This window comes from Marinomonas sp. (genome assembly GCF_965225885.1).
GTDB lineage: Bacteria > Pseudomonadota > Gammaproteobacteria > Pseudomonadales > Marinomonadaceae > Marinomonas.
The window spans coordinates 250,396-276,256 of sequence record NZ_OZ245329.1 but is presented as its reverse complement, the minus strand read 5'-3'; the positions used below and the strand labels follow the sequence as shown (position 1 = coordinate 276,256).

At 44.6% G+C, this 25,861-nt stretch carries 22 protein-coding genes; 17 read left to right on the top strand and 5 right to left on the bottom strand.

What is annotated here, in order from left to right; all coding sequences use genetic code 11:
• The first annotated feature begins 58 nt into the window (after positions 1-58).
• The 8 genes from ACO05V_RS01275 to ACO05V_RS01240 all read left to right on the top strand — a co-directional run bounded on the left by ACO05V_RS01275 (position 59) and on the right by ACO05V_RS01240 (position 7,022).
• Positions 59-1,090, top strand: coding sequence for a sugar ABC transporter substrate-binding protein (locus tag ACO05V_RS01275; protein ID WP_421846764.1), 1,032 nt, complete (start codon positions 59-61; stop codon positions 1,088-1,090).
• A gap of 128 nt (positions 1,091-1,218) precedes the next feature.
• Positions 1,219-2,301: an ABC transporter permease gene (locus tag ACO05V_RS01270; RefSeq protein WP_421846762.1), complete on the top strand. Its 1,083-nt coding sequence runs from the start codon at positions 1,219-1,221 to the stop codon at positions 2,299-2,301.
• Positions 2,301-3,104, top strand: a complete 804-nt coding sequence (locus ACO05V_RS01265; RefSeq protein WP_421846760.1) for an ATP-binding cassette domain-containing protein — start codon at positions 2,301-2,303, stop codon at positions 3,102-3,104. The genes ACO05V_RS01270 and ACO05V_RS01265 overlap by 1 nt, the downstream gene beginning before the upstream one ends.
• Positions 3,105-3,178: 74 nt before the next feature.
• On the top strand, positions 3,179-4,171 hold the full coding sequence (locus ACO05V_RS01260; protein ID WP_421846758.1) for a substrate-binding domain-containing protein: 993 nt from the start codon (positions 3,179-3,181) through the stop codon (positions 4,169-4,171).
• Between the two features lie 68 nt (positions 4,172-4,239).
• Positions 4,240-5,127 (top strand): AEC family transporter, encoded by an 888-nt coding sequence (locus ACO05V_RS01255; protein WP_255827095.1) that lies wholly within the window; start codon positions 4,240-4,242, stop codon positions 5,125-5,127.
• Between the two features lie 21 nt (positions 5,128-5,148).
• Entirely contained in the window at positions 5,149-5,715 is a 567-nt protein-coding gene (locus ACO05V_RS01250) for a mechanosensitive ion channel domain-containing protein (protein ID WP_421846755.1), read from the top strand.
• A gap of 88 nt (positions 5,716-5,803) precedes the next feature.
• A complete protein-coding gene (locus tag ACO05V_RS01245; protein ID WP_072842024.1) occupies positions 5,804-6,079 on the top strand; it encodes a hypothetical protein in 276 nt (91 codons plus the stop codon).
• A 112-nt stretch (positions 6,080-6,191) separates the two neighbouring features.
• The gene (locus ACO05V_RS01240) at positions 6,192-7,022 is read left to right on the top strand and encodes an ion transporter (RefSeq protein WP_421856846.1); all 831 of its coding nucleotides are present in this window, start codon (positions 6,192-6,194) and stop codon (positions 7,020-7,022) included.
• A gap of 24 nt (positions 7,023-7,046) precedes the next feature.
• On the opposite strand, the gene ACO05V_RS01235 is transcribed toward ACO05V_RS01240, so the two are convergent.
• Positions 7,047-7,943: an EamA family transporter gene (locus ACO05V_RS01235; protein WP_421846753.1), complete on the bottom strand. Its 897-nt coding sequence runs from the start codon at positions 7,941-7,943 to the stop codon at positions 7,047-7,049.
• Positions 7,944-8,235: 292 nt separating this feature from the next.
• On the opposite strand from ACO05V_RS01235, the gene ACO05V_RS01230 reads away from it, so the two are divergent.
• From ACO05V_RS01230 to ACO05V_RS01210, 5 genes are all read left to right on the top strand, one after another.
• A complete protein-coding gene (locus ACO05V_RS01230) occupies positions 8,236-8,907 on the top strand; it encodes a response regulator transcription factor (RefSeq protein ID WP_421846751.1) in 672 nt (223 codons plus the stop codon).
• A complete protein-coding gene (locus ACO05V_RS01225) occupies positions 8,900-10,330 on the top strand; it encodes a sensor histidine kinase (RefSeq protein ID WP_421846749.1) in 1,431 nt (476 codons plus the stop codon). Before ACO05V_RS01230 ends, ACO05V_RS01225 begins: the two co-directional genes overlap by 8 nt.
• Complete coding sequence (locus ACO05V_RS01220) at positions 10,320-11,435, top strand: ABC transporter substrate-binding protein (RefSeq protein ID WP_421846747.1); 1,116 nt, start codon at positions 10,320-10,322, stop codon at positions 11,433-11,435. Before ACO05V_RS01225 ends, ACO05V_RS01220 begins: the two co-directional genes overlap by 11 nt.
• 116 nt (positions 11,436-11,551) lie before the next feature.
• A complete protein-coding gene (locus ACO05V_RS01215) occupies positions 11,552-12,490 on the top strand; it encodes a TAXI family TRAP transporter solute-binding subunit (protein WP_421846745.1) in 939 nt (312 codons plus the stop codon).
• 10 nt (positions 12,491-12,500) lie between these two features.
• Positions 12,501-14,450 carry a TRAP transporter permease gene (locus ACO05V_RS01210; protein WP_421846743.1) on the top strand — a complete coding sequence of 650 codons (1,950 nt, stop codon included), beginning with the start codon at positions 12,501-12,503 and terminating at the stop codon, positions 14,448-14,450.
• Between the two features lie 95 nt (positions 14,451-14,545).
• On the opposite strand, the gene ACO05V_RS01205 is transcribed toward ACO05V_RS01210, so the two are convergent.
• Genes ACO05V_RS01205 through ACO05V_RS01195 form a run of 3 tightly spaced genes read right to left on the bottom strand, consistent with a single transcriptional unit; the run spans position 14,546 to position 17,147 of the window.
• On the bottom strand, positions 14,546-14,683 hold the full coding sequence (locus ACO05V_RS01205) for a hypothetical protein (protein WP_421846741.1): 138 nt from the start codon (positions 14,681-14,683) through the stop codon (positions 14,546-14,548).
• Positions 14,683-15,693, bottom strand: a complete 1,011-nt coding sequence (gene cydB / locus ACO05V_RS01200) for a cytochrome d ubiquinol oxidase subunit II (protein WP_421856843.1) — start codon at positions 15,691-15,693, stop codon at positions 14,683-14,685. Before cydB ends, ACO05V_RS01205 begins: the two co-directional genes overlap by 1 nt.
• On the bottom strand, positions 15,693-17,147 hold the full coding sequence (locus tag ACO05V_RS01195; RefSeq protein ID WP_421846739.1) for a cytochrome ubiquinol oxidase subunit I: 1,455 nt from the start codon (positions 17,145-17,147) through the stop codon (positions 15,693-15,695). Before ACO05V_RS01195 ends, cydB begins: the two co-directional genes overlap by 1 nt.
• A 352-nt stretch (positions 17,148-17,499) precedes the next feature.
• On the opposite strand from ACO05V_RS01195, the gene ACO05V_RS01190 reads away from it, so the two are divergent.
• From ACO05V_RS01190 to ACO05V_RS01180, 3 genes are all read left to right on the top strand, one after another.
• A complete protein-coding gene (locus ACO05V_RS01190) occupies positions 17,500-19,416 on the top strand; it encodes an ATP-binding protein (protein ID WP_421846737.1) in 1,917 nt (638 codons plus the stop codon).
• Positions 19,403-20,767: a sigma-54-dependent transcriptional regulator gene (locus tag ACO05V_RS01185; protein WP_421846735.1), complete on the top strand. Its 1,365-nt coding sequence runs from the start codon at positions 19,403-19,405 to the stop codon at positions 20,765-20,767. The genes ACO05V_RS01190 and ACO05V_RS01185 overlap by 14 nt, the downstream gene beginning before the upstream one ends.
• Before the next feature lie 159 nt (positions 20,768-20,926).
• Positions 20,927-22,855 carry a methyl-accepting chemotaxis protein gene (locus ACO05V_RS01180; RefSeq protein ID WP_421846733.1) on the top strand — a complete coding sequence of 643 codons (1,929 nt, stop codon included), beginning with the start codon at positions 20,927-20,929 and terminating at the stop codon, positions 22,853-22,855.
• 66 nt (positions 22,856-22,921) lie between these two features.
• Here the strand turns inward: ACO05V_RS01180 and xseA are convergent, their stop codons facing one another.
• On the bottom strand, positions 22,922-24,268 hold the full coding sequence (gene xseA / locus ACO05V_RS01175) for an exodeoxyribonuclease VII large subunit (protein ID WP_421846731.1): 1,347 nt from the start codon (positions 24,266-24,268) through the stop codon (positions 22,922-22,924).
• A 93-nt stretch (positions 24,269-24,361) separates the two neighbouring features.
• Here xseA and guaB point away from each other — a divergent pair, with 93 nt between their 5' ends.
• Positions 24,362-25,828, top strand: a complete 1,467-nt coding sequence (gene guaB, locus ACO05V_RS01170; protein WP_421846729.1) for an IMP dehydrogenase — start codon at positions 24,362-24,364, stop codon at positions 25,826-25,828.
• Positions 25,829-25,861 lie beyond the last annotated feature (33 nt).

The following is a 25,861-nucleotide window of genomic DNA, read 5'->3' as shown; positions in this document are numbered from 1 at the left end:
CTGTTTTTGAATGGCATCGCTGCCAATAATAAAAACAAAAATTGGAGTTATAAAAACAATGAAATTCATGCATCGTATTCCGTATAAAAAATTGGCTTGTCTAGTCGCTGCTGGCACATTGTCTACTGTGGCTATGGCAGAAACCCCAATCATCGGTTTGATCACCAAAACCAATACCAACCCATTCTTCGTGAAAATGAAAGAAGGCGCACAGCAAAAAGCCACTGAGCTTGGTGTTGAATTGCGTACCTTCGCCGGTCGCTACGATGGCGATAACGAAACTCAGGTTCAAGCAATCGAAAACTTAATTTCCGCAGGTGCCAAAGGTATTCTTATTACGCCTAGCGATACCTCCGCTATTGTTCCGACTATTCAAAAAGCACGTGATGCAGGTTTGCTCGTTATTGCGTTAGATACCGCTCTTAGTCCTGCTAGTGCGGCAGACATGACGTTCGCGACGGATAACTTTAAAGCCGGAGAAATGATTGGCATGTGGGCAAAAGCGAAAATGGGCGATAAAGCCAAAGACGCAAAAATTGCCTTGCTTGATTTAAGTACTAGCCAAGTGACCGTCGACGTTGCACGTGACCAAGGCTTCTTGAAAGGTTTTGGGATCGATCTTAAAGATCCAAAACGTATGGGCGATGAAACGGACCCTCGTATTGTTGGCAACGATGTAACGCAAGGTTCTGAGGAAGGTGGCCGTCGTGCGATGGAAAACCTACTTCAAAAAGATCCAGAAATTAACTTGGTTTATACCATTAACGAACCTGCTGCGGCTGGTGCGTATGAGGCATTGAAATCTTTCGGACTTGAAAAAGACGTATTGATCGTTTCTGTTGATGGTGGTTGCCCAGGTGTTCGTAATATCAAAGATGACGTAATCGGCGCTACTTCCATGCAATTCCCTCTTAAAATGGCTTCTGAAGGCGTTACTGCGATTGTTGAGTTTGCCAAATCTGGCTCACGTCCTTCCGCGTCAAATGGTCTAGATTTCTTCGACACAGGCGTTCAGTTAATTACTGATGAACCAGTGAAAGGCGTTCAATCTGTTTCGTCTAAAACTGGTTTGGCGATGTGTTGGGGCTAATTAATCTCTTGTGATAGATGGGTGTGAAGGTGCCCTGATTTGCCGTTAGTCGAGCGTTTGGCTAACGGCGTTTTTTCTATCTTAAGTGACCTTTTCTGCCTAGTAATGTTTCCTGTCTGGAGTAGTCTATGAGTTCTACCAACCCAAAACCGTCTACAGCGGTACTTGATCACGATAAAGTCGCGGACCAAGCCAGTACCTATGTTGCCAAGTTCGAGCGTAAAGAAACCCTTGTGCAGCGTTTCCAAAAGTTTCTTCATCATTATCCAATCGCTGCACCAAGTATTGTTCTTATCTTGGCTATTATCGGGTTTAGTACGATTGTCGGTGGGCGTTTTTTACACCCATTTAACCTGTCTTTAATCCTGCAACAGGTCACTATTATCGGTGTGATTGGTGTTGCTCAAACCTTAATTATTTTAACCGCGGGTATCGATTTGTCCGTGGGTGCCATCATGGTATTAGCGTCCGTCGTAATGGGTCGCATGGCGATGGACTATGGCTTCGAAGCTTGGCTTGCCTTGTTGATTGGTATCGGCGTAGGCGCGATTGCTGGCTTTATTAATGGCTTGCTGATTACACGTATGAAGTTGCCGCCTTTCATCGCAACATTAGGTTCGTGGAACGTCTTTTTTGCTCTGAACTTGTGGTATTCAAAAAGTGAAACCATTCGTTCTCAAGATATCAGTGCTGCTGCACCTTTGTTGCAGTGGTTAGGTGAAACCATCAACGTCTTTGGTGCCAGATTAACTTATGGTTCTTTGTTGATGTTGGGGATTTTCTTTGTGATTTGGTATGCGCTGAATTGGACGCCATGGGGACGTCACGTTTATGCAACAGGCGATGATCCCGCGGCAGCGAAATTAGCGGGTATCCGTACTGATCGTATTTTGCTTTCCGTGTATATTTTGGCTGGTGTGGTATGTGCGCTGGGTGCGTGGGTCTTGATTGGTCGTATCGGTTCTGTGAGCCCTCAAGCGGGTTACACCACAAACTTGGACAGTATTACTGCCGTTGTAATTGGTGGTTGTAGTTTGTTTGGAGGTCGAGGTTCTATTTACGGCACCTTAATCGGCGCCTTGGTTGTAGGCGTATTTCGTAATGGTTTGGCACTCGCTGGTGTCGATGTGTTATGGCAAGAGTTCACCGTCGGTATTTTGATTATTGTCGCCGTTGGTGTTGATCAGTGGATCCGAAGAGGGACAGCATAATGGTAGCTCAATACGATAAAACTCCCGTGTTACAAACAAAGAATTTGGTAAAACGTTATGGCAGTGTAACGGCGATTGATCATGCTGATTTTGAACTTTATCCCGGTGAAATATTAGCGGTGATTGGCGATAACGGCGCAGGCAAATCCTCGTTAATCAAAGCCTTGTCTGGCGCTTTGATTCCAGACGAAGGTGAAATACTGTTAGATGGCAAACCTGTGCATTTCTCTTCACCAATGGAAGCGCGCGCGTTAGGCATCGAAACCGTTTATCAAAACTTAGCCGTGTCGCCAGCATTAAACATTGCCGATAACTTGTTTTTAGGCAGAGAGTTGTTGAAGCCTGGCATTCTAGGTTCTGTCTTTCGCATGCTGGATAAGAAAGAAATGGAGCGCCGCGCTAAGAATAAAATGACCGAGCTAGGTTTGATGACCATTCAAAATATTAGCCAAGCGGTTGAGTCACTTTCGGGTGGTCAGCGCCAAGGTGTGGCGGTTGCACGTTCTGCCTTGTTCGGTAGCAAAGTTGTGATCATGGATGAACCAACGGCAGCGCTTGGTGTGAAAGAGTCACGTCGTGTATTGAACTTGATCAAAGAGGTTCGTGATCGTGGCTTGCCAATTATCTTGATCAGTCACAATATGCCCCATGTGTTTGAAGTCGCAGATCGTATCCATATCCATCGATTGGGTAAACGCGCAGCAATTGTCACGCCTCAGTCTCATACCATGTCTGATGCCGTTGCTATTATGACGGGCGCGATGGAGATTGGTGAATCAGAGGCAGAGGGCGAAGCGGCCTAAGATAAAAACCCAGTCGCTATTTTTATCTGCCGTCAGGTAGGGCAAAATAGCGGCCTTTCATCAGGGGAAACAAAATGAGCCTAATTAAACAGTCAGTGGTGCGTTTTCATAAAGCTCGACAGCTTTGGAAGGCTTATCGCCTGATGCCAAGCCTATTGGCGGTTTTGATTGTCGCCGTTTCGCTTTCCCCTTTGGCTTCACAATCCTCAGAGCCACAATCTTCAGAGCTTCAACCCCTTAAATCGATTGGTATTAGTGTTGCTGATTTGGGCAATCCCTATTTTGTTCAGCTAGTGGACACGGTTTCATCAAAAGCGGAAGAGCTGGCGGGTGAGCCAGTAAAAATGCTTATTCGTTCAGATGCGTATGATTGGCAACGACAAATTGGTCAAATCAATGATTTTATCGAGCAAAAAGTCGATTTGATCATCTTAACCGCTGCGGACGAATACAAGTTAGCGGCGGTGGTTGCCAAGGCTCAACGCGCCGGTATTAAAGTGATTGCAGTAGATGTAAATGCCCAAGGTGCTGATGCGACGATTACGACAGATAATGTTCAAGCAGGCGCTATAGCGTGTGAGAAACTGGCTGAGAAAATTGGTTACCAAGGTAATTTTGTCATTATTAATGGCGTCTTAGTTTCGTCTGTCATCGAGCGAGTCGCTGGCTGTAAATCGGCATTAAATAAATATTCGAATATTGTCCTGTTAAGTGACCGAATGAATGGTACGGGCAGTGTTGAAGGCGGAATGGAAGCAATGACGTATTTGATGGAAGAGTATGATCACATTGATGCTGTATTTACCATTAATGATCCAACGGCGTTTGGTGCTTTGCGTGCGGCGAAGCAAGCGAATCGTAACGAATTTGTATTGGCGTCGATTGACGGTGCGCCATTTGCTGCCGAGATTATTAAGCAACAGGATAATCCTTGGATTGCTACCGCTGTTCAGCGTCCTATTCCTATGGCGGAAAAAGCCATCGAAATTGGTATGGATTTATTAAAAGGCAAAGACGTGGCTCAGCGTTTTATTTTAATTCCTTCAAGGTTAATAGAGAAAAACTAATTCTTAATCCATCTTGGTCTTTTGTAAGTAGGGCGTTAAGCTAATGCCCTTCGTGAAAGAGGCTATTAATGGACACTTCGACGTTATTTTTACAAATTTTTAATACAGTTTTCCCTTTGGCCAGTATCGTGCTGGTGGCGTTTTTATATGCACGAGTTCGCCCTACGGACATGACGGTGGCGAACCGTTTAAATATCAGTGTTTTTTGCCCTGCGCTTATTTTTTCTGTTATGGCTTCGAAAGAGTTCCATATTGCCCTATATGTGGACTTGATCATTGCCGCTACTGTGGTGGTATTGGGTTCAGGCTTACTGGTTTGGCCGTTATGTAAGTGGCTAAAAATTTCGCCTAAAACCTTGGTTCCTCCAATGATGTTTAACAACAGTGGCAACTTGGGGATTCCTTTGATTGTACTGGCGTTTGGTGAATCGGCTTTGCCTATCGCAGTGGTGCTATTCCTTACCGAGAACTTGCTACATTTTACCGTTGGTATGTATTTACTTAACCCAAAAACCAACCTCCTTAATGTGCTGAAAATGCCGATGATCATCGCGACGATATTGGGTTTAATATGGAGCCTACAAGGTTGGACTGTTATGCCAGCAGTCAAGGTATCCGTTGATATGATGGGGCAAATCGCTATTCCTCTGATGTTATTTGCGCTTGGTGTTCGTATGACGAATGTCGACTTTAGTGAATGGAAACTGGGTGTGATCAGCGGCTTTCTGTGTCCATTAAGTGGCCTGGTTATTGCTGTCATTTGGTATTACGTCGTTGGTATGTCGCCAGAGAATTTCGCCTACTTACTTATCTTTGCTTGTTTGCCACCAGCGGTGTTGAATTATATGGTGGCAGAACTTTATCAACAGGAGCCCCACAAGGTGGCATCGATTGTGTTGATCAGTAATTTGATGAGTGTGGGGATTATTCCTGGTGTGTTGTTTTATGTTTTATAAATCCGTACTAGGAGAAAAAGCATGATGGTGCAAATTGGCTTAATCGCTTTACTGGTGGTGGCTTACATCATCGTTTCTCGTATTTTAAAGTCGACAGTAAGGCTACTAGGGCAAAAGAGCTTCGCCAACGAAGTGAGAATAACTTACGTTTCAAAAATGCTAAATCTTGGCTTTACCGCGATTTTTGTCATGTTGGTTTGCTTGGTGTTGGGGATAGGTTATGGGCAGCTGGCGATCTTTTTTTCCTCTGTGTTCGCCGTTGTTGGTGTTGCGCTCTTTGCCCAATGGTCCATTTTAAGCAATATTACTGCGAGCTTAATCATCTTTTTTGGTTTTCCATATCGAGTTGGGGATTGGATAAAAGTTGTCGACAAGGACGATGAGATATTAGGACAGATTATGGAGATATCGTCTTTTCACGTGATTATCCATCGATTATCAGGGGATATTGTCACTTATCCAAACAGTTTGATTCTACAAAAAGCCGTTGTTCGGTTTGATAGCCGAGAAGCGGCAATGGCCATGAGCCAATTTAAAACACCCAACACATCAGTGAATAAACTAGAGGATGAGAGCCCTTCCGCTTAGTGTTGGGTGAAAATTGATCAGTTTTTTTAAGATTGCAGATATTTGTGTCATACTAAGATGCTTTGATCTTTAAGAAAGGAAATCTCTCGTGAAATCCGATCCTGAGTCTTTGTTAAAAAATAATGATGCGCTGATACATTCCGATGCGCTGAAAGTAAAATCTCATGCCCAACGCCCGCAAGAAGACTGGGTGCTACACACTTTAATGATCGAAGGCTACGATGTCCCATTTCGCTTTAAACGCCAAGGCAAATATCGCACCTTACGCGGTGCTCGTGTGAATCTCACCTATTACCCGACTCAAGAAATGGTCGCGGGAATTCCAGTTGAAATTATGAAAGTTGTTAGGGTAAAACGGACCTAGTCATATTGACCTGACCAGCTTCTGCTTTTCTTCTTCACGATATGAACTTAATATGGCGGCTCCTGTCTTTAATGCAGGATTTCAAGATTGCATATTGGGTGTAGAAAAAATAATGGAAATGAGTCGTTCTGAAAATTGGTTCGCGAAGATAAAACGCGTGGAGCGTAGCGCGTGGTTTCAAGGTTTTATTATCAGCATCATTATTATTGCTGCTTTGACCGTTGGTGCAAAAACCTATTCCTTACCTTATGGCATTGATAAAGCGATTAATTACTTAGATAACTTTATTACGGTTTTCTTTTTAGTCGAACTCTCTCTTCGTTTTATTGCTTGTGATGATAAACGTCGCTTCTTTACCGATCCTTGGAATATTTTTGATACTGTTATTGTTGTCGGTAGTTTGATGCCAATTTCCGAGACTGAGATGATTCTTGTCGCACGTTTGTTACGAGTGTTCCGAGTTTTGCGTCTGGTGTCTATCATTCCTGATTTGCGTTTCTTGATTAATGCCTTGCTTAAAGCCATTCCCAAAATGGGTTACATTGCCTTGTTGATGTTTATCATTTTTTACATCTTCGCGGCGGTTGGCTCGATCTTTTTCCATCAAGTGAATGAAACGCTTTGGGGTGATATTGCTATCTCAATGCTGACATTGTTCCGTGTGGCTACGTTCGAAGATTGGACGGATGTGATGTATGAGACCATGGAAGTGTATCCGTTTAGCTGGATCTTCTACATCATCTTCATTTTCTTAACCGCGTTTGTGTTTTTAAACATGATGGTCGGTGTGGTATTAGACGTGATGACGCGTGAAACCGCGCAGGAAGAGCACGAAAACCAAGAGAGTAATCATCAGGCTTTGGTGACGCAAATCTCAGAATTACAGGCTCAAGTGGCACTTCTTGCGGATAAAATCGACGCACAACAAGACCGAAAAAATTAACCTACTTTCAATTTCAAAACGACTTCAAGCGGTGCGCTGGCTAACTTTTTTTAGCCAGCGTCCACCAAACGTGTTTAGCATCAAACCAATCAAAACGACCAAAATTCCTATCCATTGCATACCGCTAACCGTTTCTGACAGAAAAATTTCTGCTGATGTTAATCCGACCACAGGTACGCCCAAGGTTAAGGGTGCTACGGTTGCCGCAGGGTAACGAGACAATAAATAGCTCCACAAACCATAGCCAGCCAAGGTAGCAAAGAGCGATAGGTAGGCGAGTGACGCTATGGATTTAAAGCTTAGTTCAATGATGTTGCTCCACATGACATCGCCGCCATCAATGAAGTAGGCACACAGAAAGAAAGGGATTGGCGGAATCCAGCTCGACCAAACGATTAAGTTTAGGTTGGCATCGTAGCCTTTGCGGCTAATGATTTTGGTGAAAATATTTCCCATTGCCCAGCTAGATCCTGCGGCTAAAGTTAAGCCAAAGCCAAGCGCCGTCATTGTGGAGTCTTCATTGTCCAATCCGATGACCGCCAAGCCTCCAATGGCAATGCCAATGGCGAGTACTTGGTAAGGTCGCACGGCTTCCTTTAGCAACAAAATAGCGAATAATAGAGTGAAAATGGCTTGGGACTGCAACACCAAAGAAGCCAGTCCTGCCGGCATTCCGAAAGATATGGCGCTGAATAAAAAAGCAAATTGCCCGAAGTTCAATGATAAGGCATAACCAATACACCAAAGCAGCGGCGTATTAGGGCGAGAGAAAAAGAAGCAACCAATCATACCTATAACGAGGAAGCGTAATCCACCCAACATCATTGGCGTGAGTTCGTCTAATCCCCAACGCATTACGATAAAGTTAAAACCCCAGGCGACGATAATAATCAGCGCCAAAAACATATCTTTGCGAATCATGTTGAGTCCTTAACTTTGTCATAGTGAGGCGAAAATAAGCTCACTATTTTACGTGTTTTCGATAAGTTTGCACATGGACAGATAAAGGAAGAATGGAGGACACAGATAGATAGAATCTCTTATGGTGGAGAAATACACGGTATTCATTTTTCAGCGAATCCATTAATAGAAGCGATACTCCATTCATTCATGTTGGAATATAGGCTAAATTGACCATGTCCCGAATAATAACTGAATAGCACACATTCAATTTTCTTTATAACAATAAATAAGCCACAAGAGCACCATTACCATGCGTATTTTAGTAGTAGAAGATGATCGTATTTTAGGCGAAGCCATTAGCCAAAGAATCAGTCGAATGGGGCATGGTCTTGATCTTGCACAGACTGGTTTACAGGCAAATCAGATGTTGGCCTTGCAAGAATACGATCTCATGCTATTGGATCTAAATTTGCCGGATATGACGGGGACTCAAATATTACAAACGCTCCGAAAAAAATATTCTAATACACCGGTGATTGTGCTGACTGCCCGTGATGAAGTAAAAGATCGCATAGAGCTCTTGGATCTAGGAGCTGACGATTATATGACCAAACCGGTAGACTTTGGTGAGCTTGAAGCTCGTTGTCGTGCTTTACTGCGTCGTAGCCAAGGGCAAGCACAAAACATCATAGAATACGGTAATGTCAGTTTAGACCTGCAAGCATGCACTGTGACTATTGGCGATCATTTAGTCGAGCTAAAACAACGAGAGTTTCGTTTATTAGAGGTGTTTATCACCCACACTGGACGGGTTTTAAGCAAAGAGGCATTGATCGAACATATTTATAACTTTAATGAAAATCCAAATCCAAGTGTGATTGAAATCTATGTAGCGCGCTTGCGAAAATCTCTGCAAGACAGTGATATCAATATTAGAACCATTCGTGGCCTTGGTTACTTATTGGAAAAACATTATGGCTAAGGCTACTACGTCGATTCGTCGGCAATTGATTTTGATGGTGGCGACGGTGCTGATCGTCATTAATGTTGTGGCTCTTTGGAGTGCTCATATCTATGCGAATAGGGCGGCAAAAGAGTCTTATGATCGGCTTTTATATGGTTCTGCTTTGCAAATGGCCGAGAATATTAGTCTCTTGGATTCGCAGTTCTTTATCGATTTACCTGTTTCTGCTTTTGAAACCTTGGCACTATCTACCTCAGACCGCGCGTTTTATTCCATTATGAATGGACAGTATCAGGTGCTGACAGGGTACAAAGATCTTCCCAATATTCCGTTCACCCAGTTGCTTCAGCAATCCATCGAAAAAGAGAAATTTATTCCTATTTATTATGAAGCCATGTATCACGGTGAAACGGTGCGTTTTGTTGCGTTGGGAAAGCGCTTATTAGAGGCGGATAGCGTTAACGATGTTTTTATTATTGTTGGGCAAACATTAGACGCACGACGCGCTGCCGCGACCGAAATTAGTCATATGGCGCTGCAGTTTGTTACCTTGTTTTTCTTTATCACTTTGCTGTTATTGCTTTTTGTTATTTGGCGAGTATTACAGCCACTGCAGGCAATCAAACAAGCCATTACAGAACGTTCTCCCCAAGAGCTATCGCCACTGGAAGCCAAAGTACCCAGTGAGATAGCGCCTTTATTGAAGAGCATTAATTACTTTATGGCTCAACTGGATAATACTTTAATCCGTTTAAAACGCTTCACCGCAGAGGCGGCTCATCAAATACGCACTCCCTTGGCAGGCCTAAACTCACAGGCCCAAAATGCCCTAGATGAAACCGATGAAGAGCTAAGGCAAAAGCAACTACAGCATATTTTAGAAAGCAGCAATGTATTGACCAATACGGTTAATCAGCTGCTTAGCCGCGCTACATTGACGCACCGTTATCAGAGTCACCCTTTTAGTCTTGTTGCTTTGGATCATGTGATCAAAGAGACTTGTCGCGAGTTGGTGGTTTGGGCATTAGAGCGACAGGTTGAAATTGAATATATAGGAGACATCCACGTTACTATTAAGGGGGATGAATTTGCGCTTAAACAAATGCTACAAAACATCATTGAAAATGCCATCAAATACAGTCCAAAAGGTGGTGTCGTTGAAGTTGAATTAATGATGATGGATGAGCTATCTCAGACGTCGATCGTGTTACAAATTCGAGACCAAGGAGTGGGGGTTCCAGATCAGGATAAGGAACATATTTTTGAGTATTTTTATCGTAGCCCGGATAACTTTGCTTCTGGCTCAGGGATTGGTTTATCCATTGCCAAAGAAGTCGCAGAGCATCATGACGCCAGATTCCATTTAAAAGACAACCAGCCAACCGGATTGATTGTGGAAGTTATTTTTCCCCAACGAAAAGGGCTGTCGTATGAAAGTTAGTTATGTGCTGGGACTTTGCTTAATCTTGGTTAGTCGTATGGTGTTTGCTGATGCAGTGCGACAAGATTCTTATATCGCTTTTCCAAGTTTGAATAAACAACCCAATCATCAGGAGGATGTGCTCGCTATTTATGGTGCTGTAAATCATCAGGCAATTGAGCCATTGTTTAGGGCATACCAAGAAAAGTATCCGAATGTCACTATTCATTACACCGAATCGAATACTCGTCATTTATACGAGCAATTTGTCTCGCAGCCTAATATGAGGCCTGATGTGATGCTTAGCCCTGCGATGGATCTTCAATTTAAATTGGCGAACGATGGTTACGCATTGGCTTATGATTCGCCAGAGCTTAGTAATGTCCCCAAGGATTCACATTGGCGAAATGAGCTGTTTGGGTTTACCTACGAACCTATCGTAACGGCGCTAAATAGCGATATTTTGGCTGGAGAGGCTTTGCCGCTGAGTCGCGAGCAGTTATTGAATTTGATCCGCAGTAAGAATCATCTTTTAGACGAAAAAATTGGCCTGTTTGATATTCAGCAGTCAGGTTTAGGTTATTTGGCGTGGGCCTATGATGGACAACAATCTCGCAGTTATGGACGATTGTTAGAAGCGTTTGGTACGCATCAAGCCCGGCTTTATACAGATACATCGTCGATGCTAAATGCGCTATTAAAAGGTCAGATATTTATCGCCTATAATCTTGTTGGTGCTTATTCATATCAGTGGTCACAAAAGTATGCATGGATCAAAACCATCATGCCAACGGATTATACGACCATCATTATGCGTACAGCATTTATCCCTCGTGATGCCCAACAGCCGGCATTGGCGAAGCGTTTTATTGACCTTTTATTGTCTCCAGAAGGGCAGCAGATACTTGCTAATCAATCTGGCATTACGCCAATTAGTACAAAGGTTACAGGCCCTTATAGTCGTGATGAATTAAGCAAGTTACCGCATGGGATTTTTCGCCCAATTCCTCTTGGCCTTGAATTACTTATTCAGACAGATGATGCCAAGAAACGGCTTATTTATCATGAGTGGGACAATGCTAGGTTTTCCGCTCCTAATGATTCTTCGTCTTCGTTATTACCATAGATTTTATTTTTATGGGCTATTAAATACCCATGAAAGGTTCATGAAAGGTTTCCTCGCTAAAGTGTTTTAAGTACTTGCTAAAGTACGACCAAAACAAAAATAAATTGGAGAATACTATGTTTAAAAAACTGCTTATAGCGAGCGCCTTGTGTGCGACTTTAGTCAATAGCCCTGTTCAAGCAGCGGAGCGCGTATCCATTGGTACTGGCGGAACCGGTGGTTTATTTTATGTGATTGGCGCGGGCATTTCAGAAACACTCAACAAGTATATGGATAACACCACGGCACGAGCGGAAGTAACTGGTGCGTCTGTTGAGAACAACCATCGAGTGGCAGCAGGCCAAATGACACTCGGGCTTTCATCATCTTCTACCCTATTTGAAGCTAAGAATGGCGAAGGCCCATTTAAAGTAAGTGGACCATTGGATGTTGCTGGTATTGCCTACTTGTATCCAGCCGTATTGCAGGTGGCGACGATTTCCGGAAATGGTGTCGACTCTTTTGAAGGCTTAAAAGGCAAACGTGTCAGCATGGGGCCTCCAGGAAGTAATGCCGCTGTTTTAGCAACACGTTTGTTACAAGAATATGGTGTCTTTGACGATATCACACCACGTTTTCTTTCTTACAATGAAGGGGTAAAAGCCCTGGTAAACGGCCAAGTTGATGCAACAGTGGTTTTGGCAGGTGCTCCGACTTCCTCTTTGATTGATCTCGATTCACAAACCGACATGAAATTGTTGTCAGCGGATATTAATAAACTCGATAGCCTGATCCAAAAATACCCTTTCTACCAAGCTTACTCTCTACCTGCTGGAACCTACCCAGATCAAACCAAACAGGTTTTGATGATTAACGATCCAGCTATATTGTTTACCAGCGGTAAAGAAGACCAGAGCAAAATTTACAATATCACCAAGGCAATTTTTTCTCATCTAGATGAGCTAGGTCAAATTCACCCACAAGCAAAAGCAATTTCGTTAGAAACCGCAAAACACACTCCTGTTGCGTTGCACCCAGGCGCGAAAAAGTATTATGACGAAGTAAGCGCAAACTAGGAGAGCTACTATGTTGAAATCAGATTCCAGCAATGGCTTTCAAAGTTTGCTCCTTGAATCAAAATTCGCTGGTGGCAAGGAACGTCTAGCAGTCTCTTTATTGTTTAGTGTGATCGCCGCTGGAATCGCCGGTCTTGTACTTTACGGTGCGTATTATGGTGGCATTACTGCGTTGATATTGAGATCGTCGTTTTTCTCTTTAGTCGCAGCGGCTGCCATGCTGTTTTATGCCCTGAGATACAAAAGTGTCGTGGGTCGTGGAGCGTTTTATCTATTGGCTTTATTAGCGTTAATTCCTGGACCTTATTTGTGGCATTACTACATTGACATTGTTATGCGTGGCGCTATGTCGGTTGAGCAAGATAGGTTGATCTTTATTGCTCTCATTGTGGTGGTGTTTGTTTTTGTTCGTATCGCGGTAGGCTGGGCATTGATTACCTTAATGGCCCTCGCTTTCCTTTACGCGTACTTTGGCTATTTGATCCCTGGTAAATATGGTCACGGTGGTTATGATCTAAGCCGTCTGACGTCAACTCTGATGTTATCGACTGAAGGGGTTTATGGTGTGCCCATGGGCGTCGCCGTTGAGTATATTTTCCTATTCGGCTTGTTTGGTGCCATTTTAACTAAAATTGGTACGGGCGAGGTTTTTGTTGATTTGGCCCGTGGTTTAACTGGGCGTGTGCAAGGTGGTCCTGGCTTATCTGCGGCTTTGTCTAGCGCATTGCTTGGCTCCCTTAATGGCAGCGCTGTGGCGAACGTAGTGACCACAGGTACTTTTACTATTCCGTTGATGAAACGCGTGGGCTACAGCGCAAAACTGGCTGGAGCTATCGAAGCCGCTGCGTCTTCCGCTGGACAAATTATGCCGCCGGTTATGGGCGCTGCGGCTTTCTTGATGGCGGAAATGATTGGGATTCCTTATGCTGAAGTGGCAATGGCGGCCTTGGTTCCCGCGCTTTTGTATATTTTAGCCTTGATGATTTCAGTTCGCCTTGAGGCAGGACGTCTTAACTTAGCAAGAGACACAGAAGCGGGCTTACAGTTGTTACTAAGAACTCTGAGAACGAAGAGCTATCTTCTGCTTCCATTGGTGGTTTTGATCGGCCTGATGATTTCAGGCAAGTCACCAACTCAAGCGGCAGTGATGGGGATTCTAGCTGGTTTGTTAGTTTGTCCTTGGAAAAAAGCCACTCGTATAAATGCGCTAGATATTATAGCTGCTTGTAAAGAGACATTGTCTTCAACTTTGCCAATCGTTGCTGCCGTGGCTGCAGCAGGCGTGATTATCGGGATATTGAATCTTACCGGTATGGGCTTGATGTTGTCAGGTTTGATCATTGAACTGGGCGACGGCAATTTGTGGGCTGTCTTGTTGCTCACTGCGTTGGCGTCTTTTGTCTTAGGAATGGGACTACCGACATCGGCAGCGTATTTATTGCTCGCGGTATTGGTTGCTCCGGCGATGACACAGTTAGGTATGGAAACCTTGTCGGCGCATATGTTTATTTTTTACTTTGGTTTGGTATCAGCGATTACTCCTCCTGTCGCATTGGCTGCTTACGCTGCTTCTACTATTTCCGGAGCAGATCCTAATGAGACGGCGATTGAATCTATGCGTTTGGGTTTTGTAAAACTCTTGGTGCCCTTCTTGTTCGTCACTATGCCGGGGGTTTTGTTGATCGGAACAACTGCTAGTGTTATTGCTGCTATCTCGTTTGCGACCTTGGCAACTGCATCGATGAGCATCGGCTTTTCAGGCTGGTTACGTGAGAACTTATCTTGGTCTACCCGTTTGGCCTATGTGGTCGCAGCGGTACTAATCGCTTGGCCTGCAGCAGCAACGGACACGTCTATTACCGTGCTGGGCGCTCGTGTTATCGGTATTGTGTTGTTTGCTGGATTGCTGTTCAAAGCAAGTATTCAAACAAAGCCCAATACCATCAAAGCAGAAGCTTAATAATTTAGGATACCAAGCAAACGACACTAAAAAGCGCACATTTCTATAAATGAAATGTGCGCTTTTTTATCAATTTTCTTGGTAACTATGACTCTTTAAGGCAACCCAGTCATCAGCAGCTTAATACCGTAAGACGCGGTTAATACTGCAACAAAACCGACTCCGTATAAGAGCAAAAACCATTGCCAAGATTTGAGTTTGGCGGCTTTTTCTTTCAGGCTTTTGAATGACATTAGTAGCCCTCCTGATAATCTTCCACCTTGCCAGCAAATACTCGATAACCCCATAAGGTATAAGCACAAATCAATGGCACGAAGATGCAAATACCTGGCAGTAAGAAGAGCAAGCTGCTGTCTGGCGATGCGGCTTCCATAAAGGTTAATTGTCTTGGTATCAGATATGGAAACAAACCGACCACAAGACCGGCAAAACCCAGTAAGAACAGCGTTGCGGCATACCAAAAAGGTCGACCTTCATGATGAACGGTTCCTGTAGCGTGACTGTTTAAATCTCTCCAAGCCAAAACAGCGACCACCAAGGTGATAATAGGCAAGGGCGATAACCACAAGAAATTGAATCCCGAAAACCAACGCTGACGAATTTCAACTTGGCTTGCTACCGTCCACACACTGACGATCACCATGGCCAAAATCGTGATCAACAAGAGTCGTTTACCTAACTTAGCGGCATGTTCTTGAATGCGTCCACGACTTTTCATAAACAAATAACAAGCGGCTAATAAAGCATAGCCAGCCATTACGGCAAACCCTGTTAGGATAGAAAAGGGCGTTAGCCAATGCAGGCTGGATAAGCTGTCGACACCGACTGGCACGCCTTGAACGATTGAGCCTAGCAACATGCCTTGGCAAAACGCCGCGATGGCAGATCCCGCGCTAAAGGCGAAATCCCAATAAGGTCGAGAGGTATCGGACTTAAAACGATACTCGAACGCCACGCCACGAAAGATCAAAGCAAACAGCATCAGCATGATGGGCAGATAAAAGGTTGAGGTAATGCCAGCATAAGCGGCTGGAAACGCCGCAAACAACACCACGCCACCAAACACCAACCAGGTTTCGTTTCCATCCCAAACGTGTGAGATAGAGCGCATTAAATGGTCGCGCTCGCCCTCTTGGTTAAACCAAGGGTAGAGAATGCCGATCCCTAGGTCGAAGCCATCGAGTAACACGTACATAAAGATGGCAAAGCCTAAGACAAGGAAGTAGAAAAGAGCCAAATCCATCATTTATCTCCTTGTTCTATTGTTGATTGATCTTTTGTTTTCAAATCTGTCGATTGTTGTTCTTGAGTAGTTAGCGACTTCACCCAAGCCAATGCGTAGCCCGGCGCTTTCATGCCAATCAGTTGCTGCTCTAGTGCTTCCATAGATGGCGGCCCTTTCTTAATCAGCTTGCGCATGAAGTAGAGGTAAACACCAATCAGCAAACTGTAAATGATCACAAACATGGTCAAAGTAAAGAGCACACGTTCTGGAGGAAGTGGCGATACAATTTCGGATGTTCTAACAAGGTTATAGACAATCCAAGGTTGACGACCGATTTCCACTACATACCAACCTGTCAGTACTGCAATGACACCCATAGGGGTAAATAACGTTACGAGAGATAGAAACGCTTTGTTTTCATATAAGCGGCCTTTGCGGCGTAACAATAGCGCGAGCGCTGCGATACCCATCATGCCAACCCCAATACCAACCATGACACGGAAAGACCAAAACACTAACGGCACATTCGGTCTGTCTTCTGGCGGTACCGCTTTTAAGCCTTGCACTGCGCCATCCCAAGAGTGAGTCAGGATCAAGCTACCAAGGTTTGGAATACCGACTGCATAATCATTCGACTCGGTTTTCATATTCGGCATAGCGAATAACAATAACGGAACATTTTCTTCTTCCGCTGGCCAAATGCCTTCCATCGCCGCCAATTTAGTTGGCTGATGTTCTCTTACGTTTAAACCGTGCATATCACCAATCCATGCTTGCAGAGGCGTTAACACCAAGGCAAACCACATGCACATGGACAAGCCTTTTTTCGCAAAAGGAATGTTTTTCTTTTTCAACAAGTAATAAGCACTAATACCAGCCACCACGAAAGTCGCGGTAATTAATGACGCAACTAACATGTGAGTAAGGCGATAGGGCATAGATGGATTAAAGATCACTTCCATCCAGCTTTCGACTTCAAACTTACCATTGATGATCTTGTAGCCTGTTGGTGTTTGCATCCAAGAGTTTGCAACAATGATCCAAAACGCTGAAATCCAAGTACCTACCATAACGGTGAGCGTGGCGAAGAAATGCAGCTTGCGACCAACACGTTGCCAACCGAACAGCATGACACCAAGGAAACCGGCTTCCATGAAGAAAGCAGTCAGTACTTCGTAGGCCATCAATGGCCCAAGCACCGCGCCGGTAATCTCCGAGAATTTGGAAAAGTTAGTACCAAACTCATAGGACAAAACGATGCCAGAGACTACGCCCATGCCGAATGTAATGGCAAAGGGTTTGATCCAAAATTTGGCCAACTGCAAATAGTAAGGGTTGTGTGTTTTAAGCCATAAGCCTTCCCAAATGGCAATTAGCGTCGCCAAACCGATGGTGATGCTGGGGAAAATAATGTGAAAGCTCACAGTAAAAGCAAACTGTATGCGAGATAAGATGGCGACGTCGAGGTCCATAATGGCTCCCTTGGGAATCAATAAGCGTTAAGAGATATATAGATAAGGTTAGGCGTTTCTCTTAACTCTTAGCGTACGCATTTGCTGCAAAGCCAGAGGCAAAAGTGCTAAACCTACAATGCTAAAAAGCGCGATGATTTCGGTCATTAAAAAGCCAGTATTCATGATGCTTGTCCTATAAGTTGATAATAGTTTGATATAAATCAAAGATTGCTTTTAGTAGAGCAAAGGACAGGCCAACTATTAGTAAAATTTATAGCATTGATTTTAAAGGGAAAATTTATATTTTTGCTTGTGGTGTAAAAAGAGTTTACGATTTTCTCACTTTTAGGTGTAAACGAGGTTTACGATTTTGACGCTTTCCTTGATGTTTGAAGTTGCCATGCTTGTGACGAGCGTGTGCGGCGTATTGGTTGCGGTTTGGTTATTGTGGCGAGCGCGAAAGCAAAGCGATCTACAGACCTTGGCAGGTTTCGCCATCATGATGGCGATTTGGTGCTTCGGGCATGTGGTTTTGTTCCAAGGCTACGAGCAAATTGGTATTCATATCATTCTGGCTAACCCGTTGATGCCGACCTTCTTCTTACACTTTGCGATTCGTTTTGTAAACTCAGGCTCGGTTAAAGAGCCGATGCTAGAGCGCTTATATCAAGTGGTGCCTTGGTTTTACCTGACCAGTTTCGTAGTGGTTTTACAAAGCTGGTGGATCGGCGCTGGAGATGCGATCAGTACGCTAGACACGCGTTCATTTTTTATCTTTACCGAGGCAGGGACGTGGAATCTTGCTTATACGGTATTGATCGGCATCTTGGCTCATGGCGTGCTGTTGTTTGGCTGGTATCGACATTCTGGTAATAAGAAACGCTCTATTCTCGCCATGTTTGGTGTGGGGGCTTGGGGCTTGTTGTTGGCAACCAGCTTTGTATTTCCCTCTTTTGGTATTAGCTGGTTTCCTTATCCTATGTTACTGCTGCCAACTTATTTACTGTTGTTGGTCTACGCGGTGGTGCGCTATCAGATTTTATCAGTGAATGCGTTTGCCAATCGGGCCTTGCTTTGGGTGGCCATGATGTTGGTTATTCTCTGCGTTATCGCGGTCATCAGCGTGGTGTCTGGACGCATCGGTTTGCAGGCGCTAGCGAATGTTCCCAGTTGGCAGCTTTGGTTGTATTCCTTGTTTATCTTGGTCGTCGCGGCGGTCATTTATCAGCCTTTGAGTCGCTTGGTTTCTCGGCTTATTTACCCCGGTGCGTCATTGAACGAAGCGGTGTTGGATACCTGGTCAACGCAATTAAAAGAGGCGCAAGATTGGCCGCAACTGATCGCCATTGGTGAACGTTTACTTTCTCTACAGATAAGGCGTAGTGTGGCAATTCAGCTACAAAGCTCTGCTTATCCTGTTCAGGAACAGAATGACGCCTTGGCAATTCGAGTGTCTCGGTCAGATTCTGATTGGCACTTTGTATTAATCGGTTGGGAAGATGCCAGCCCTGGCATGCGTTTGACTGCTGAGGTGTTTGCGTCCTTGTTTTCGACCAGTTGTGGTTTGCTTGAAAGGTCGCTGGCCTTGGCTGCGGCAGAACGAAAACGCATGGACGAACAGCATCTGGTTGAGTTGGGCAGTTTGTCAGCAGCAATGGCCCACGAGCTACGCAATCCACTTAATATAATTTCAATGGCGGCCTATGACGCGCCAGCCGAAACGCGTCAGTATATTCAGACTCAGCTTAAACGCGCCGATCGTTTGGTGAGTGATATGTTGGTGTATTCCGGTGGCTTGACGTTACAAGTTGTCGCTACACCGTTACGATCTTTAATAGCGAGTATTCTGGCGCAGGCTCAGCTAGAAGGTGTGGCGGTTGAGCTAGATATAAATGAAACAATAGAGCTGGATGCTGACCCACAACGATTACAACAGGTGTTTATTAATCTGATCGATAACGCTGTGTCTTTTTTGCGCAATATGCCAGATGGCAAGTTATCTATTGAAGCTAAAGAACAAGATCAACAGATAGTCATCCAAGTGCATAACAACGGGCCAGCAATCGACTCAAGTCTACAAGGTGAGGCTTTGTTCCAACCCTTTGTGACTAAGCGAGCAGGCGGCAGTGGTCTTGGTTTAGCAATAGTACGCCGTATTGTTGATGCCCATGGTGGCAAGATTTGGCACCGCTCTGATTTGGCTTGGTCGGTGACGTTTGAACTTATTTTACCTCGCCATTTTTCTGGCGCTGCGATTACAAATAGAGAATTTCATGACTCAAAATAAAATATTACTAGTTGACGACGAACCAGCTTTTCGTGAATTGGCTAGCCGCTGGTTGGCGAATCAAGATTACCATGTCAAAACGGCGGGAAGCCTAGACGAAGCGCGGAAAGCGTTGGCGTCGTTTGATGCGGATTTAGTGCTATTAGACTTGTCCATGCCGCCGCATTTTGACCCGCAAGTCACCTTGAATGCTATGGACGATTTTGCTGGTCGTCCGGTGATTATTATTACTGGCCATGCGGATAGGGATTTGGCGCTTAAAGCCATTGAACTTGGCGCATGGGATTTTATTGCCAAGCCTATTGACCCAGATATGTTAGCGGTTGTAGTGCGCCGAGCGATCACCAAAACCACCTTAGAACGAGAGCTGACTCAGCTCAAGCAAGTTAGTAATTCCTCCCAAGGTGCGTCTGCGTATATCGGTCATTCGATGAGTTCGCAAAAGGTCAGGGCGCTGGTGGAGCGAATCGCACCGACGGATGTACGGGTCTTGGTGACTGGGCCATCGGGAACCGGTAAAGAAGTCATTTCGCGTACCTTGCACGACTTGAGTCATCGCGCAGCCAAGCCGTTTGTTTCTGTGCATTGCGGCGCGATTCCAGCGGATTTATTAGAAAGCGAGTTGTTCGGTTACGTGAAAGGCGCGTTTACTGGGGCGGAAAAAGACAAGGTAGGTTTATTGAGTTTGGCCGATAGCGGTACTTTGTTCTTGGATGAAATCGGCGAAATGCCATTAGCCATGCAGGTCAAGTTGCTGCGCGTGTTGCAGGAAGGTACCTTCTTTCCTGTGGGAGGACGAGAGCAGAAGCACATCGACATTCGAGTGATCTCTGCGACCAATGCAGACTTACTTGAAAAAGTCCGAGAAGGCAGTTTTCGAGAAGATCTGTATTACCGCATTAAAGGTGTCAATATTGAAACCCAAGCGTTGTCGGAGCGACTCGAAGATGTTCCTGTGTTACTACAGTCATTTCTACAGCGCTTGCAAAGTCAGCAAACTAAGCAATTACAGCTCAGTCCTGAAGCGGTGCAATGGTTCCGAGATCAAACATGGCCCGGTAACGTGCGGGAATTGAAAAATGCGCTGGAAAGCGTCGCATCTATTTGTCCGCAAGGGCAAATTACCATGGAAGATATTCAACTATTGTACCCAAGTGGCGAAAAAATTCGCCCAACGTCGGTTAATTTACCAACAAGTGACGCTTCGCTGGATGAGCAGGTGCGTGACCTTGAAATTCGTTTGATTACCCAAGCCTTAGATAAGAATCAAGGTAACCGCACCCAAGCCGCCAAACAACTGGGTATTTCTCGGCAAGGGTTGATTAAGAAAATCGAGCGCTATGGGTTGTGAAGATTCTCAGAGATGAATTTTTTCTTGATGGGTGTCAATGTTTTCGATTATTAATAGCTTTGTTATTTACAATCAGAAAATTGTTTTGTTTTTGTCATTAACTGAGGTGTAGTATTTGACGATAACTTTACAATAAGAATGAATAATAAGGACGTTATTATGAAGTGGCAAAGTCTATCCATTAGAAGTCGCATGTTCTCTGTGCTTGCTGTGTTGCTTGTTGTTAGTACTGTTGTTTCTGTCAGTACTCAGGCTCTTTCCACACTAGACACAGAACTAGAACAGTTAAAAAAAGAAGTTTTACCAACCCATCTCAGTAATCTAGCTTCGCAAATCAGTACAGAAATTACTCCGTTAATTACAGCCTCTCATTTGATGACAAACGACAACTTCGTTGAAGATTGGGTGAGTAAAGGCGCGCCAGATAACCAGATTGCGTTTATAGCAGCTAAGCTGAAATCCGTGAAAGAGATCGCAGGAAGTGACTCGACTTTTTATGTATTAAATGGCCCAAATGGTTTGGAATATTTTGGCTATGAAAAAGACTTTTTTAGGACGCCGCTATCAGACTATCCATACAAAGAGTTTTATCCAAACTTCTTGGCTACGGGTCATGACTATGAATTGAATTTGCAGTATGAAAATTCGATGCTGTTTATTAACTATCGTAGTGATTCTATAGATCCGAATACCAATAAACCTTTTTCGGTAGCTGGCTTAGGAATTAATGCCGATAAGCTGATTAATATGGTTCAGAAGCTCCAAGTCGGTCAGCAGGGCCGTGCGATGTTGGTAACAAGTGATGGTGTGATTCAAGCGAAAGGCGATTCTCCATTTATGGAGTTAATCGACAAAAATCATATTGTTAACCTATTGGGTAATAAAAGCGAGGTGGTGTTGGATGATGTGACCATTAATGGACAGGTCTTTTATCTTGGTTCTTTGTGGGTTCCAGTGTTAGACAGGTTCATTATGCTCGCGGTGCCGAAACAGCAGATCATGACGCCGATTTATTCACAGTTACAGAATGCGTTTCTCTACTCTATCGTTTTTATTCTAATTTCTCTGCTCATTCTTCATTTCGTTATTGGCTCGCTGACTCGTCCTATTGTCGCTATTGGCAAGGATGTTCGTTATGTTTCTGATAACTTAGATCTCAATTATCAAGTTAAAAGTTCTGACAAGGCTGAAATTGGTGATTTGGCTGATGCGGTTAACTCCTTGCTATCAACTTTGAAAAGTTCGCTTTTGACTGTGAATGATGCCGTTAAAACGACCGATGGTGCTATTGCTGGTTTGCATCAACAGGTGGATGAACTTTCCCAAGCCTCTGAGGCTGAGAAGCAATCTGTAGATCAGATCTTTAACTCTACCCAAGACATCACTGAGCAGAGTGCGCAGGTAAAAGATTTAGCCACCAAAGCGGGTGAGTTGTCGGATCAAAGTAATGCGGAGCTTCAGCAAGCGAATAAAGAAGTTCAGAGTAGTTTGCTTTTCCTAGAGGCGCTCGAAGTCGATATGTTACAAAGCAAAACCAGTTTGACCGAGTTGAATGACAACATAGAGAAGATTGTCTCTGTTTTGGATGTGATCAGCTCAATTTCAGAACAGACCAATTTGCTTGCTCTTAATGCGGCAATCGAAGCGGCTCGGGCGGGCGAGCATGGTCGCGGTTTTGCGGTAGTGTCGGATGAAGTTCGTATGCTTTCGCAACGAACCAGCGAATCCACCAATGAAATTCAAAGTATCATTACTCAGCTGAGAAGTGCATCGACTCAAGTGACATCACAGATGGATGTTGCCTGTGAGAAAAGTATTCAGACCCTAGACAGTCAAAAGCTGGTGTCAGAAAAAGTAAATACGCTTGATGTCTTCTTGCAGCAACTATTCGATATGAGTGAGCAGGTCGCCGAGCGGGCGGGTATTCAAAATGCTTCTGTGGAGGATATTAACCAACATTTATCTATGTTGGCGGCACAAAGCGAGCAGACAGCCGAATTATTCAATCAAAGTCGAGCAGCAACCAATGCCATTGGTGAAGAGATGAGACACTTAAAAGATAAAGTCGAGTTGTTCAAAGTGACGTGATGGCATTTAATGGTCTGTACCAAGTCTTATTGATTGAGCTTGGTACAAACTTACTGGAGCATATTGTTAGCTTTGACTTGATGTTACGTCACACGAAATGACTCCATCCTGCACCCTTACCGAAACAGCATCACCATTTTTAACGTCCTTGACGGAGCGAATCACTTGCTTGTCTTTTGATGCAATGGCGTAGCCTCTAGCCAAAGTATTAAGCGGGCTGACAAGGTTGAGTTTGTCGACGATGCGTGCAAAGGCTGTTTGCTTGTTGGTTAGGGTGTTGCTTAATGCGCGAGCAAGGCGAGCATCGATGTCTTTGAGCTTTTGTCTGTCCTGATCGATACGGCGAGTCGGGCTGTTTCTTTCTAGGCGATGAGCCAAGTTAGTAGTTTGAGTTTGTTGCTCTAATATTTTGCGCTGCATGCTTTGTTGCAAACGGCGTTTGAGTTGTTCAAGTTGATTTTGTTGTTGCTCGATTCGCTCTTTTGGGTGGCGAATACGCTTGGTCATAAAGTCGAGCTGTTGTTGGCTTTGTTCGAGAATGCGTGACATGCGTCGAACGAGTTGCTTCTCTTGCTGCTCGATTTGTCTAATTAATTGATTACGATCTGGACTTAAAAGCTCGGCAGCAGCCGTTGGTGTGGCGGCTCGTACATCGGCGACAAAATCAGCAATAGTGAAGTCTGTTTCATGACCTACGGCAGAAACAATAGGCGTTTGGGCAGCAAAAATGGCGCGTGCCAAGGTCTCATCGTTAAAACTCCATAAATCTTCCAATGAACCGCCACCGCGACCGAGGATAATCGCGTCAAAGTGTCCGCTGCCATCGGCTCGCTGTAATTGTCTTAAGATGTTTTTGGCGGCATCTTGGCCTTGTACCAAAGAGGGTAGAATCGTCAGTTCGGTTAACGGAAAGCGACGACGAAAGGCAATAACCATGTCTCGCACTGCTGCACCAATGGGGGAGGTGATGATGGCAACACGCTCAGGCTTGGTGGGCAGTGGTTTTTTGTGTTCCGACGCGAACAGGCCTTCGGCTTGTAAGTTGTTTTTTAGTCGCTCAAACGCTTTTTGCAATGCGCCTTCGCCAGCAGACTCCATGCTTTCGACGCTGAGTTGGCAGTCGCCTCTTGGGCCGTAAAAAGTGACGCGAGCACGTAGACGAACCATGTCGCCATCTTTGGGTTTGAAGCGTACAGCGGCATTTTTGCCTTTAAACATGGCACAGCGGATTTGAGCCTTGTCATCTTTGAGGGAAAAGTACCAATGTCCTGAGCCCGGCTTGGCGAGATTGGATATTTCACCTTCCACTAAAATCCACGGCAAACTGGCTTCAAGTAGTTGTTGTATTTGTCTATTTAGCTGAGATACGGTAAAAGCCGTTTCTTGTGACGCAGAAGTTGTAAAGTTTTTCATCAATCTCTCGTGGTTTTGATTTACCGAATGCAACTAAAGGAGTAGAATTACTTGCCATCTTAACACCCTTGTTGGCATTGGAAACTCCCCATTATGTTACGAATCGTGCAAGAAGCTTTAACGTTTGACGACGTATTGCTTATCCCCGGCTATTCCGAAGTTCTTCCTAAGGATGTTAGCCTCAAAACGAAAATCACTAAAGACATTGAGTTAAATATTCCGCTTACGTCTTCAGCGATGGATACCGTTACTGAACATCGCATGGCGATTGCTCTGGCTCAAGAAGGTGGCATAGGCATTGTGCACAAAAACTTGACCATTGAAGAGCAAGCTCGTGAAGTGCGTCGTGTTAAAAAGTTCGAAAGCGGCATCGTTCGAGATCTTGTTACCATCAATTCTGAAGCCAGCGTTCAAGAGCTAATGGATTTGACTGCGGCGAATAGCATCTCAAGTGTACCTGTTGTTAAAGGTTCTGACTTGGTTGGTATCGTAACCAGTCGTGATGTGCGCTTTGTTAAAGACTTTGACAAAAAAGTCTCTGACATTATGACACCAAAAGATCGCCTTGTTACGGCGCTTGAAGGTGCATCATCTGGTTCTATTCGCAAGTTGCTGCATGAAAATCGCATTGAGAAAGTGTTGATTGTGAATGAGCAATTTGAATTACGTGGCATGGTTACTGTAACCGATTTTAATAAAGCCACTACTTTCCCTCATGCATGTAAAGACGATCAAGGTCGCTTACGTGTTGGTGCCGCTGTTGGTACTGGAGCGGATACCGCTGATCGAGTTAAAGCTTTGTCTGATGCTGGCGTTGATATCATTGTTGTTGATACGGCTCACGGCCATTCTAAAGGCGTTATTGATCGCGTTCGTTGGGTAAAAGAAAACTTCCCTCACATTCAAGTTATCGGCGGTAACATCGCAACAGCAGACGCGGCAATTGCTCTAGCGGATGCGGGCGCTGATGGCGTGAAAGTAGGTATCGGTCCAGGTTCTATCTGTACCACTCGTATCGTTGCTGGTGTGGGCGTTCCACAAATCAGTGCGGTAGCGAATGTTGCTGAAGTAATGAATCCACGTGGTATTCCTGTTATCGCCGATGGCGGTGTGCGTTTTTCTGGTGATATCAGTAAAGCGATTGCGGCTGGCGCGAGCGTTATCATGGTTGGTGGCTTGCTTGCTGGTACAGATGAAGCGCCAGGTGAAGTGGTATTGTTCCAAGGTCGTTCATTTAAAGCATACCGTGGTATGGGCTCGCTAGGTGCGATGTCTCAATCTCAGGGTTCAAGCGATCGCTACTTCCAAGATTCAAGCAGCGTTGAAAAATTGGTGCCAGAAGGTATTGAAGGCCGCGTGCCATCAAAAGGCCCAATGGCGGCGGTTATCCATCAGTTGATGGGCGGTGTGCGTTCTTCTATGGGCTACACCGGATCACCTGATATTGAAACTATGCGTACTAAGACTCAGTTCTCTAAGATTACGGGTGCGGGTATGCGTGAAAGTCATGTTCATGATGTGACAATTACGAAAGAATCGCCAAATTATCATGTGGGTTAAACGCGAGATAATTTGACACTGAGATGGGGCGTA